We start from the raw sequence: 11,934 nt of genomic DNA, 5'->3' as shown, positions 1-11,934 counted from the left end.
GACTCTGTGCGCAGACATCCTTCCCCACGCCCCGGGGGAATCGGCTCGCCGTTTTCGAGCGAGCCCGGTCTTGTGCCGCGGTAGGTCTCCTGGCTCCCGGATCCTCCTACTCCCGAACCTTCCCCTGCGCGTGGCGTCGAGCCATCGCAGAGTGGCGTTCCCGGTTTCGTACCCGGCTACAGTGGCGGGGACCGCGTCGGCTTGGTACCGACTTCCCTGGAGCGGCATCGCACCCATGTGCGAGCGCTCGACCCTCGAACGGGTCACCACGGCACTTGAGTTGTCAAAAGACCCGCACTACGGGTCCACCGGACTCTACTACTAGCCTGGCCGATTCACCAGGGATTCGTAGCAAGGTGGTGCGAGTCTAGCGAACGCGGCCCTGCGTCGCTCCCAGAGGCGGCGTCGTCCGATTGGTGAAGCCGATCGGAATCCCGGTGGATTGGCTCGGCTCGACTACCAGGTCGTTGGAATAGACCGGCGCCGGCGGGGCCGAGTTTTGCTCGCGCATGAAGTTGATCAGCCGGGTGGTCGGATCGAGCTCGGCCCCGGGATCGGCTTGCGATTGCATCGAGGGCGGTATCCACCCAAGCGCGATGGTCTGGCTGTCGAGCACCGTGCCAAAGCCCTTGGACTCGGTGTCGGAGGCCACCGAAACGATCGCTTCCTTGGGCAGGAAGATCCAGTTGCCGAACTCGGTCAGGAGAAGAACCTGGTCCTCTCGCGTATCGCTTTGCTGAGGCTGATACCGGGTCACGAAGGTGGCGCCCGACGTCAGGGTCACCGTAAAGACATCGGCAACGACGGGGCCGGTAGCCATAAGGGCGAACAAGCTCGCAATCACTAGAAATCTGCGCATTGAAACCTCCAACCTCCTGAATTTCCCTTTGATCATAGCATTTGGCTGATCGCAGCAGTCTCCTCGGGCCTCTCCGGGCTGCCGAGTCGGTCCATTCTGCGCCGCAGCACCTCATTCTCGAAGGCCACCCCGACCTGAGCCGCCGCGAGCTCCAGAATCTCGATCTCCTCGATTTCTCTGCTCAGCCGGCCATTGTCGGTGTAGACCACAGAGTTGACCCTGTGGCTCCCGAGCACCGGGAAGAGCACGATCTGACCCGTGCGCGGCTTGCCGATCCGCTCGGCGAACTCCTCGGGGAGATCGGCGTTCTCGAACTTCAAGGACCGAGCCCGGCCGTCCGAAATGGCCTCGCACAGGGCGTTGCGAGAATTGAGTGGAATCTCGAGATGATGAGTCGCCTCAGCCAACGAGGTGCCGTCGGGACCACTGCCGAAGGCTCCGAGAGCCACCAGGCGCTCGCCTCGGACTACGAACATCACGGCTCGCTCGACCGATTCGGATATCACCTGCATCAAATTGAGCGCGACGGTGGCGGACAGGAGACCCGACCTCAAGTCGGCCACGACTCTGCGCAGCTTGGCAAAGCCCGCATTGGTCTCGAACTGCTCGTTGACGATACGGGCTCGCCCGCGCCGGCTCCGCAGAACACTGGCCAGGCAGGCATAGATCGCGTCACCATCCGGGGGCACCGAGGCCAGCGCGCCGGCCTCGTAGAGTCGAGCGGTCGAAGCCGGATTGCCGGCAATGGTCAGGATCGACGCATGCGTGCGGCCCCGGCAGTAGGACTCCAGGTCCGAGAACTCGATGGCGCCGTCGCGAAGGTCCAGGAGCACGACGGGTGGAGACTCGCCCGGCAACGTCAAGCCCGAATCCCAGAGTTTGACCTCGGCGATGGTCACCTCGTGTGCGGGAATCCGCTCGCGCAGCGCATCGATCAGCGAGCGGTCTCCGGTCACGACCTGAAAACGCGGCTTCGACTCCTGTTCGTCGCCGCCGAGCGGCTCGCTTCGGCTCCGCTGCCGCGTCTCTCCGGGCTGCTCTTCGCTCTCCTCGGAAACCAATCGCTCCAGGGCCATGTCGCTCTCGGGATGAGAAACCGCCGGGGACTTGACCACTTCGCTTGGTGGAGTCGTGTCTTCTTGGGTTTCGCCTTGCGCCTTGGCCCTCGCTCGATCGCGGTTCTTTTCGTCAAAGATCCGCAGCGCTTCCAGAACCACGATCTGAGTGTTCAGGTTGATGTCCGGGAGCACGTCGCCCGGGTAGACCGCGATGTCGTCCACGGGCCGCAGCTCATTGAGGGCGAACTCGAAATCGCCGGAGCTCCAGGTCACGAGATCGTAGATCGTGTGCTCGATCTGATCGGCAATCACCTCGCGCAACTGGTCCCTGGTCATCACCCCCATGCCCACGAGGACCTTTCCCAGAGAGACCTTGGGCACTTCTCGATCCTGCCTCGTCAGGGCTTCCATCAGGGTCGTTTCCTCGATGGCACCGTTCTCCAGGAGATAGTCACCGAGGCGCTTCGACTCCGGCGTCCAGGCGCTGATAATGCGCCCGCGATGGAAACCGACTTCGGCCCGACGATCGGCCGACACGATCGCCAGGGTCCCGCTCCGCCCACCCAAGTGAACAAACTGCATGACGTCTGCAACGGAAACGTCTTCGAGATTGCCCGAGATCGACATGACGAAACAGCCCGGTCAGCGAACCAGTTTGACCAGGTTCTCCAGAGTCTTGAGTTTGCGATCGGTGGCCGAGTACATTCTCGCGGCAAGCAGGGCGGATGCCGCGTGCGCGGCAAGAAGATCTAGGAGGTCGCGATCGTCGGGCGTGAAGGCACTCTTGTGATCGAAGAGCTTGAGCACGACGACCGCGCCGACGATCGCTCCCTGCACGGTCAGCGGCACCACCGCCAGCGCGTCCGATCCCTCTTCGATGTCCATTCGCAAGACGCCGTCTTGCAGGGTTCGATCGACCTGAGGATCGCCACCTAGATAGTAATCTCCGGCGAAGCGCTCGTCGTCGGTGTCGAGCCCCTGGGCCAGCGCGATCTCGCACTTGGCGTGGCCGTCGTCGCGCATAAGAAGCGCAAACTTCTCGGCCCCCACTAGCTCGCGCGAAATTTCGGCGATGGTCGTCGTCACCTCTTCGACGTCCAGCGTCGCGTGCAGCTGGTAGGTCGCAACGTAGAGGTTCATGAGCCGGCCGCGCTGGTTCTCGGTGTCCACGAGCCGGGTGGCCAGCTCGTCCATGTCCTGCTCGGCGGCAATCAGGTTGGCCTTGAGCTTGTCGACCTGGCCCGAAGCCTCCGGTTCGATCCATTGGGCTTGCGGGACGCGTTCCTGGAGAACGCCCAGGAGTTTTCCGGCGCGCTCCAGAGTTACCTGAAGCTCGGCAACGACGCTGTCGAGCTGGGGGTTCTCCGTGTTCGCCTCGGTCACGACTCTCACTAGTCGCTGACGCCACTCATCGTCATCTTGGAAACGACCTCGAGCACGCTCTCGCCTCGGAAGGGTTTCGTTATGTATTCGCTCGCCCCCATATCGATCGCCCGCTGAGTGTCTTCTTCCTTGCCCTCGGTCGAAACCACCACGACCGGAATCTCGGACAGCGCCTGGTTGCGTTTGATCTCGTCGAGGAACTCGAGTCCGTTCATCCGCGGCATGTTGATGTCCAGCAGAATGAGATTCACATCCGGGTGCTCCGCCAGTCTCTGGAGGCCTTCGACTCCGTCGACCGCATGAACCAATTCATGCCCGCGCAGCATGACGTCGAACATCTTGTGGATCAGCTTGGAATCGTCGACGATCAGGATCTTTCTACTGCGCACGGTTGGGTTCCTTTCGTCAGTCCACACTTCCCTGATGACTGGTCATGGATCGTACAGCTCACGGCTTGAACATGATGCGAAGGATTTCACACGTAGATAAGCGCGTTTAGACCCATTCCTGTGTGGCGTTGTACATAGACAGTGCATGGGCTTGTTTCGGTCTAATAGAGCCTAGCCGTCTTTTGCGGTTTTGGGCAGTGACGAATGGTCAACGAAGAGCTAAGAGAGCTTCTGGACGACTTCCTTCTCGAAGCGGAAGAGCGTCTCACTCGCGTTGAAGTTTCCCTGTTGGCAGCGGCAGACGCGACACCTGAAGCGCGCGAGCTTTCGTTCCGTGAGGTGCGCCGAGAGCTGCACACGCTTAAGGGCAACTCCGGAATGATGGGCTTCGCAGGTCTCCAGGCTTTGGCCCACGAGCTCGAAGACCTCGTCGACGATCTCGACCCCGACAATCCGGACCTGGCCCCCCTCTTGGCCGGACTCGATCGTTTCAAAACCGACTTGGGCGACGCCACGCACCCGGCCAAGCCGCAGGCCGAGACGCCCGTGGAGCGCAAGCACGACCGCCGCGAGGGAAGCACCCGTGTTCGGCTCGACCTCCTCAACCGGCTGCTCGAGACTTCGACCCGCCTGGTGGTGGCCCGCAACACGTTGAGCGATCGCATCCAGATCGGGCTTTCCCTGGACCCGGAGGAGCCGGATTTCGCCGATCGAGCCAAAGAGAGCTGGCTGGAAGCCGAGGAGACGCGAATCAAACTGGACCAGGTTCTCGAGCTCCTCCAAGAGCAGATCCGAAGCCTTCGGACCATTCCACTGAAATCGGTTTTCACGCGGCTCCAGCGCCTGGTTCACGACGAGAGCGCCAAAGCGGGCAAAGAAGTTCGCTTTGAGACCCGTGGCGGTGAGACGCCGTTGGACAGCGCGTTGACCGAGCTCGCCACGGACGCGCTCGGACACCTCATGCGCAATTGCATTGTCCACGGGATCGAGACTCCCGAAGACCGTGAGCGGTGCGGCAAGTCTCGAGTCGGCACGCTCTTTGTCGAAGCCTCGCTGCGCGCCGGCAACGTCGAGATCGAGGTGTTCGACGACGGCGCCGGGATCGACGAGGCAGCCCTTCGCCGAGCCGCCGAGAGGGCGGGAATTCGAGAGGCCGAGACGGCTGATCTGCATGCCTTGCTGTTTCACCCCGGCTTGTCGACGCGTCGAGAGGCCGATCAGAGCGCCGGACGCGGAATAGGGCTTTCGGCGGTTCTGGCCTCGGTTCATCGCCACAGCGGCACCATCGAGGTCGACACCTCGCTCGGACTCGGCACTCGCTTCTGCCTACGGCTGCCGCTGACCGTGGCGATCACCGACGCCCTGATCGTCTCCTCGGGCGGCGATCGATTCGCGATTCCGATCACCGCCGTCAGGGAGACCGGGAGTCGGCCCACTCTCGACTCGGAAGAGGCCGTCGATCTCAAGCACTTCCTCGATCTGCCACTCGGGTCCGGCAAAGCCGACTTCTTCGTGACGGTCGAATCCGAAGGACGCCAACGCAGCGTCCTGGTCGACGAGCTCGGCAGCCTTCAGCGCATTGTCGTCAACCCGCTCGATGAGATCTTCGGCAGGCCCAAGGGCATTGCGGGCTCGACGGTGCTCGGCGATGGCCGGGTCATCTTGATTCTCGATCCAACGCAGCTCGCTGTCGGATCCTCCGAAGCCGAAGACCGATCCATGACCAGCACCGGAGAAGCCCCGTGAGCCCGACCAAGCCAACCGACGCCTTAGGCAACGAGCGCAGAGGCCAAGACGACGCCTCTCAGGCGATCCTGGCTTTCGCCGATCGCCTGAGATCCTCGAGGACCGTCCAGCCCGAGCAGCGGATGACCTTCGAAAGCTGGGTGGCTTTCAAAGTGTCCTCCCGCACCATGGCACTTCCGGTCAGCCACGTACGAGAGATCTTGCGGCTCACGGAGCTCACCGGAGTCCCGAACGCCCCCAGGCAGGTGGCCGGTGTAATGAACCTACGCGGCCATGTCCTGCCGGTAATCGACACCCATGCGTTGCTCGGCCTGCGGCATCAGCTCGCAACCGATTCGAGCCGCATTCTGGTTTTTCTTCTGGACAACCGCGCCGTCGGACTCATCGTCGACGACGTGACCGGGCTCGAGAAACTTCCGGCCGAGCTCTTCCAGAGCGTCACCGACAACGAGCCGTTGGCGCAGTTGGCCCGGGGCCACTTCGCGCACGGCGACCAAGAACCTCTGCTCCTCCTGGAACCGGCGCGACTGCTTGCCGGGAACAACCTGGCCTTCAACTAGCTGGAGATTTGCCATGTTTCGCAAAGTAAGCATTCGAGCCCGGATCGTCTTCCTGCCGCTGCTGGCCGGCCTCGCCTTTCTGGCGCTGTTCCTGCTCGTTCGCCAGAGCGGCGATCGCTACAACAGCTTGATGGGAGAAATCGAGGGCGGCTACTTCCCCGCGCTCAGCTTGAGTCACGATCTCGCACAATCGCTGGGGTCGGTTCAACGTGCTTTCGACGAAGCTGGCGTTTCCGGCAGCACCGAGTCGCTCGACACCGCCGAAGCGCTGCGCAAGAGCTTTCTGGCACGAGTCACCTCCGGCACGGGCAACGTGACCCTCGACAATGATCTTCTTACGGCCGTCCGCCGGGAGTTCCAAACCTATTATGAAACCGGGCTCGAGGCGACGCTGACCCTTATTCAGAACGGTCCCACCGAAGACAGCCTGCCACAGCTCGAAGCGACTTCCAAAGCCTACCAACGTGTCGAGACCCGACTCGACCGGCTCGGGGCCAACCAGTCGCGCGAGCTCCACGCCGCTCTGACGACCGCACGCCAGCAGGGCCTCGACACCACCATCCGGCTCTCGCTACTTCTGGGTGGGGCGCTCATCGTGCTGTTCGCGCTCTCGTACTTCATCGTTCAGTCGGTGACCAAGCCCCTCTCACGGGCCCTGCGCGCGGCCGACGCCATGGCACAGGGTGATGTCGAAACCGACATCAGCGTCGACTCCAACGACGAAGTTGGGCAGTTCATGCGCTCGCTTCAGGAGACCGTCCTCTACCTTCGAGAGATGGCCGGGGCAGCGAATCGAATCGCAAAAGGCGAGTTCTCGGTCCGGGTCGAGCCCAGGTCACAGAAGGACAGCTTCGGCAGGGCCTTCCAGACCATGGCCTCCAACCTCCAGGAGATGATCGGCAATCTCAAAACCTCCTCGGAGCAGGTCCTGAGCGCCGCCGACCAGATCTCGGTATCGGCGGTGCAGATCAGCGAGGGCGCCGAGAGCCAATCCTCAGCCACCGAGCAGACCTCTTCCACGATGGTCGAGATCGCCGCCCAGATCGATACGGTCGGCCAATCCATCCAGTCCCTGGCGAGCAACGTCGAGGAGACGTCCTCTTCGATTCAGGAGATGAGCGTGACCTCCGACGAGGTCGCGAGTCACTCGGAAGGACTTCTGTCCGCGGTGGAGGAAACCTCGGCCACCATCGAGGAGATGACGGCTTCGATTCAGTCGATCGCCAACAAGGTCGATTTCGTCGATCGGGTCTCGCGCGAATCAGCCGAGGCCGCTCAACTGGGAGGCACCCGTTTGTCCGAGGTCATCGGTGGCATCGAGGCCTCGACCGGTGACATCGGCAAGATCGTCCGGATCATCGAGGAGATCGCGGATCAGACCAATCTACTGGCCTTGAACGCCGCCATCGAAGCTGCGCGCGCCGGCGACGCGGGCCGCGGCTTCGGGGTGGTTGCCGACGAGGTCAAGCGACTCGCCGAGAAGTCGGTCGACTCGACTCGCGACATCGCCCGCTTTGTAGAGAACGTGCAAAAGGACACCCAGGAGGCGGTCCAACTGATTCACAGCGTACTTGACGAGATCGTCGAATCGGTGACCAAGACTCGCGGTCTGGTCAGCGAAGTCTCGGTCGCGACCCAGGAGCAGCGCGGCGGCGCCGCCCAGATTCTCGAGACTTCGCGCAACATGCAAGACATCACCCGCCAGGTCGCCTATGCGGCAAAGGAGCAGGCCCAGGGAGCCCGCGACGTTCTGAGCGCGGTCGAGAACATGAACGAAATGACCCAGCAGGTCGCTCATTCCGGCTCCGAGCAGAAGCGCGGCGGCGACATGGTGGTCAAAGCCGTCGACCACATCGCGTCGATTGCTCGATCCAACGTCGTCACCAGCGAGCAGCTCTCTCTGGCCACCGTCAGCCTGGCCGATCAAGCGACTCGATTGCAGGAGATCGCCGGTGGGTTCGCGGTCTAGGAGAACACTCTGAGCGTGCAAGCCAATCCGTCCATCGACGAATCCTGGGACTTCTGTATCCAGGAGCTCGAAGCGCTACCGTCAAGGCCGATCGAAGAGCGGGTCGAAGTTGTCGAGCGGCTGATCCGCAATCCGCTTCCCGGCATCCGGGAGCAAGCCCTGCGGGTTGGCATCGCCGTCCTCTCAGACGACGTTCTGGTCGACTATCTGCGCAGCGATGCCGACGCCGTCGCTCGCAATGCCGGTCTCGAGATTCTCAAGAAGAAGGGCGGCCAGAGCCTGCCGCTGGCGATCGAGCTGCTCAAGGACGCCGATCCGGACGTGACCCTGCAGGCGATTCTCATCGTCGATCACATCGGTGACCCGCGCGCGCTCGAGCCGTTGCGCTCGGTTCTGCGCCACGAGGACCCCAATATCGTCCAAGCGGCAATGGTCGCCATCGGCCACCTCGGAGACCGCCGGGTGATTCCGGATCTGCTGCCCTTTCTCACCGAAGACCTGTGGCTGCAGATGGCGGCGATCCAGGCGCTCGGCGACCTGCGCAGTGCGGAGGCGATTCCACCCATCGCCGCCCTCTTGAGCGACCTCATGGTCGGGTCCACCGCCGCCGAAGCCATCGCCCAGATCGGCGGCCAGCAGGCATTCGACGTTCTTTCCAAGCATTGGCTGTCTTTTCGCGAGACTCTCGACCCCGAGAATACCCTCGGGCTCCTGGCTCATATTCTCGAGGGCCTGTCCCACGACGTGGTCTATGACGCGAATCTGCGCCCGGCTCTCGCCGTGCACCTGCGCGACCCCTATCGCGGCGTTCGACACTCGGCCGCTCGCTGCCTGCTAGCCCTGGGCCCCGGGGCGGAGGACACGGAAGCACTTAGCGTCCTGCTCGCCGCCAACGTGGAGTCCGAGGTCCTGCCAACCTGTCTCGCCCGAAGATCGGACCTCGCGCGCACGCTTCTCGCCAAGCCGCTGCCCCTGATCGGATGGGGATTCTTGCTCTGCGCCCGCGAGCCCGAGCTGGCGCCCAAGGATGCGCTGGTCGAGGCCCTGCGCTCCCTGCGTGGCTCGCCCCTGCCAACCCAGCTGGTGGGAGCACTCGAGAAACTCCAGGCCGACGAGTTCGGCGAGCCGCTGCTCGACCTCTATCTGAATATGAGACCCATCGAGCGCGCCAGGTTCATACCGGCGATGCGGGCCAGCAGCGCTTCTTTGATGCGCGCTCTCGAGAACGCGGATTCGGTCTCCCCGGAGGATCGCGCCGTGCTCGAGGCGATCCTCGGGCACTCGAGCGAAGCCACCCGGCGCGCGCTGCTCGAGCTGCCCGACGAACGGCGGCCACAAGTCCTGCGCCTGATTCTGGACCAGCCCGACCTGCTCAGGGCCCTACCCTGGACCGAATGGGTTTCCGGCCAGCCCGAACGTTATCTGGAGGTCGCCGCTCGAGCCGCCGCCGACAGCGGCCTTCGAGAGTTGCTCCCCCTACTGCGAGAGGCTCTTCGGGAAACTCCCGTCGCGGGGGCCATTCGGGCGGTCGGTCAGCTTGGCGATCACGAGAGCGTCGCCGTGATCCTGCCGATCTATGATCGCGAGGACCTGGCTCTGCTCAGGCCCGTGGTCCTCGAGAGCCTGGGCTCGATCGGCGGCACAGAAGCCCGCGCAGCGCTACGCAGCGTCGCCACCGGCAGCGAAGGCATCGACTCGAGGCTCGCCTACCACGCGCTCGCCAAGTGTGCGTCGGAGGAGGACGACGAGTGCTTCCGCCAAGCCGCCACTCACAGCGACTGGTACATCCGTCTCGCGGCGGTCGAGGCCCTGGCCCGATTCTCCCGCCCCGCCAATCTCAGGGCCCTGTCGCAGCTCGCGGCCGACCCGGTCTCGATCGTCGCCCAAAAGGCACTGTCGGCACTAAGGTCCCAATGAACCTGCTTTCCGAGGTCCGCGACATGACCGATGCGGAGTACAGGCTCCTCAACGAGTTCGTGTCGAATCTCTACGGGATCTCGTTTCCCAACGAGAGACGACGCCTGCTCGAGTCGAGGCTCAAGCCGAGACTACAGGCGCTCGACATGAATCGCTTCATGGATTACTACCTGCTCCTGCAGTACGCCTTCGAGGACGAAGTTACGACCTTCACAAGACTGATCACCAACAATGAGTCGTATTTCTTCCGCGAGACGCGACAGTTCGATGCGCTTCTCAAGCAAGCCTGGCCCGACCTCGTCAAGGGCGTCACCAACGGCAGTCCGGTGCGCATCCTCTGCGCCGGCTGCTCATCCGGAGAGGAGCCCTACACACTCAGAATCTTCTCCGAAACTCATCGACTGACACCTGAGCTGCCGCTGCAGATCGACGGCCTCGACATCGACGCCGATCGGCTGGCGGCCGCTCGCAAGGCCGAATACACCCAGACCTCCCTGCGCGCCACCAGCGAGCCTCAGATTCGGCGGTTCTTTTCACGCACGGGTTCCGATCACTACATGCTCAATCGCGCGCTCCTGGAGGACACGAAGTTCTCGTTGGGTAATATCCTCGACCTTCGGACTTTTCCGACTGCCGGTGGCTACGATGTTCTCTTCTGCAGAAACGTGCTGATCTATTTCTCCGAGCGAGCTCTTCATCGGGCGATCGACAACTTTGCCAGCGTCTTGCGCCCGGGCGGGCTGCTCTTTCTCGGACACGCCGAGTCGATCATCGGTCTTTCGGACGCTTTCGAAACCGTCCGCTTCGACCGCTGTATCGCGTACCGGCGGCGACCATGAGACGGATCCGCGTCGCGATAGCCGATGACTCGGCCTTCATTCGCAAGGCGCTGGTCCGAATCCTCGAAGCCGATCGCCGGTTGGTTGTCGTCGGCACCGCGACCTGCGGAGAGGAGCTTCTCGACCATCTCGACGAGTGGGCGCCGGATGTGATCAGTCTCGATCTATCCATGCCGGGCATTGGGGGTCTGCGCACGCTCGACCGGATCATGGAGCAGCGCCCGACGCCGGTGATCATCCTGTCCACCCACGCTCGCGAAGATGCGCCGCTGACCATAGAGGCCCTGCACCGAGGAGCGGTGGATTTCATCGACAAGCAAAGGTACTCGCTCGTCGACTTCCAGTCGCTGAGCCGAATCCTGATCGAGCGAATCCTGGAGATCGCCGGAAAGGACGAGGTTCCCCGATCTTCCGTCAGCCAGGATGAGACCGGACCAGAGGCTCCAGGAGCGCCCGCCCGGTTGGCCGCCACCGAGGCGAGCAAGTCCTTTTCCCACGATCTGCTGATCATCGCCGCGTCCACCGGCGGTCCGATAGCGATTCAAACCGTGCTGGAAGGACTCGCGCCCAAGCCGCCGGTGCCGATCGTTCTGATCCAGCACATGCCGCCGGATTTCACCGGGGCTTTCGCCGAGCGGCTGAACAACCACCTACCCTTTGCGGTACGCCACGCCTCCGATGGCGAGCTCCTCCTTCACGGGACCGCCTACGTGGCTCCGGGGGGCTATCAGCTCCAGTTCAAGAAGACCCGTCTTGGTCTCGCCGCAGTCGTGACCGAAGATTCGATGAGCCAGGAACACAGCCCGTCGGCCGATGTCACCTTCGCGTCCGCCGCCGAAGCGGTGGGCTCGCGTGTCCTGGCGACGATCCTCACCGGCATGGGCAAGGACGGCGCGCACGGGCTGGCGAGGCTCACCGACCAGGGCGCACACGCCATCGCCCAGGACCGCAAGAGCTCGATCATATTCGGCATGCCCAGGGCTGCCATTGAGCGCGGCGGGGTTGCGGACGTACTGCCGCTGCACGAGATAGGGCCGCGCCTTTCCGAGTTGCTGCGTGCCGAGATCGTAGAGCCGGCGAGCACCAAGTGACTCGACCCCACGCCTGACTCGAGGAAGCGATCCTGGCCGCCGCTTTGGCGTTGCTTTCTTCGGCTCCTTTTCATCCGGCTAGTGCAACATTCTCGGAGATCTCGACAGCCTTGCCGACGACCC

The 11,934-nt window shown here is 63.2% G+C and carries 10 protein-coding genes and 1 riboswitch; of the genes, 6 read left to right on the top strand and 4 right to left on the bottom strand.

Annotated elements, in window-relative coordinates:
* Positions 1 to 82: 82 nt before the first annotated feature.
* Positions 83 to 218: riboswitch (cobalamin riboswitch) on the bottom strand.
* A 149-nt stretch (positions 219 to 367) separates the two neighbouring features.
* The 4 genes from GY769_03115 to GY769_03100 are packed head-to-tail and all read right to left on the bottom strand — an operon-like array spanning position 368 to position 3,638.
* A complete protein-coding gene (locus GY769_03115) occupies positions 368 to 859 on the bottom strand; it encodes a hypothetical protein (protein ID MCP4200904.1) in 492 nt (163 codons plus the stop codon).
* Between the two features lie 32 nt (positions 860 to 891).
* Positions 892 to 2,544 (bottom strand): DUF4388 domain-containing protein, encoded by a 1,653-nt coding sequence (locus GY769_03110; protein MCP4200903.1) that lies wholly within the window; start codon positions 2,542 to 2,544, stop codon positions 892 to 894.
* Positions 2,545 to 2,559: 15 nt separating this feature from the next.
* Positions 2,560 to 3,300, bottom strand: coding sequence for a GAF domain-containing protein (locus tag GY769_03105; GenBank protein ID MCP4200902.1), 741 nt, complete (start codon positions 3,298 to 3,300; stop codon positions 2,560 to 2,562).
* A gap of 8 nt (positions 3,301 to 3,308) precedes the next feature.
* Positions 3,309 to 3,638 (bottom strand): response regulator, encoded by a 330-nt coding sequence (locus GY769_03100; protein ID MCP4200901.1) that lies wholly within the window; start codon positions 3,636 to 3,638, stop codon positions 3,309 to 3,311.
* Between the two features lie 255 nt (positions 3,639 to 3,893).
* Between GY769_03100 and GY769_03095 the strand changes: the two genes are divergently transcribed.
* From GY769_03095 to cheB, 6 genes are read left to right on the top strand one after another with little or no spacing between them, the layout of a single operon-like run.
* Positions 3,894 to 5,435 carry a hypothetical protein gene (locus GY769_03095; GenBank protein ID MCP4200900.1) on the top strand — a complete coding sequence of 514 codons (1,542 nt, stop codon included), beginning with the start codon at positions 3,894 to 3,896 and terminating at the stop codon, positions 5,433 to 5,435.
* Complete coding sequence (locus tag GY769_03090; GenBank protein ID MCP4200899.1) at positions 5,432 to 5,995, top strand: purine-binding chemotaxis protein CheW; 564 nt, start codon at positions 5,432 to 5,434, stop codon at positions 5,993 to 5,995. The genes GY769_03095 and GY769_03090 overlap by 4 nt, the downstream gene beginning before the upstream one ends.
* Before the next feature lie 13 nt (positions 5,996 to 6,008).
* The gene (locus GY769_03085) at positions 6,009 to 7,964 is read left to right on the top strand and encodes a HAMP domain-containing protein (GenBank protein MCP4200898.1); all 1,956 of its coding nucleotides are present in this window, start codon (positions 6,009 to 6,011) and stop codon (positions 7,962 to 7,964) included.
* Positions 7,965 to 7,979: 15 nt separating this feature from the next.
* Positions 7,980 to 9,881, top strand: coding sequence for a hypothetical protein (locus GY769_03080; protein MCP4200897.1), 1,902 nt, complete (start codon positions 7,980 to 7,982; stop codon positions 9,879 to 9,881).
* Entirely contained in the window at positions 9,878 to 10,720 is an 843-nt protein-coding gene (locus tag GY769_03075; protein ID MCP4200896.1) for a protein-glutamate O-methyltransferase CheR, read from the top strand. The genes GY769_03080 and GY769_03075 overlap by 4 nt, the downstream gene beginning before the upstream one ends.
* Positions 10,717 to 11,811, top strand: coding sequence for a chemotaxis-specific protein-glutamate methyltransferase CheB (gene cheB / locus GY769_03070; protein MCP4200895.1), 1,095 nt, complete (start codon positions 10,717 to 10,719; stop codon positions 11,809 to 11,811). The genes GY769_03075 and cheB overlap by 4 nt, the downstream gene beginning before the upstream one ends.
* The last annotated feature ends 123 nt before the right edge of the window (positions 11,812 to 11,934 follow it).

The organism is bacterium (assembly GCA_024224155.1).
Taxonomy (GTDB): Bacteria; Acidobacteriota; Thermoanaerobaculia; order Multivoradales; family JAHEKO01; genus CALZIK01.
This window is presented reverse-complemented; position numbering and strand designations above follow the sequence as displayed.

Coding starts and splice junctions, on each gene's coding strand:
- GY769_03115 (MCP4200904.1), bottom strand. CDS start 859: ATGCGCAGATTTCTAGTGATTGCGAGCTTGTTCGCCCTTATGGCTACC.
- GY769_03110 (MCP4200903.1), bottom strand. CDS start 2,544: ATGTCGATCTCGGGCAATCTCGAAGACGTTTCCGTTGCAGACGTCATG.
- GY769_03100 (MCP4200901.1), bottom strand. CDS start 3,638: ATGTTCGACGTCATGCTGCGCGGGCATGAATTGGTTCATGCGGTCGAC.
- GY769_03095 (MCP4200900.1), top strand. CDS start 3,894: ATGGTCAACGAAGAGCTAAGAGAGCTTCTGGACGACTTCCTTCTCGAA.
- GY769_03085 (MCP4200898.1), top strand. CDS start 6,009: ATGTTTCGCAAAGTAAGCATTCGAGCCCGGATCGTCTTCCTGCCGCTG.
- GY769_03075 (MCP4200896.1), top strand. CDS start 9,878: ATGAACCTGCTTTCCGAGGTCCGCGACATGACCGATGCGGAGTACAGG.
- cheB (MCP4200895.1), top strand. CDS start 10,717: ATGAGACGGATCCGCGTCGCGATAGCCGATGACTCGGCCTTCATTCGC.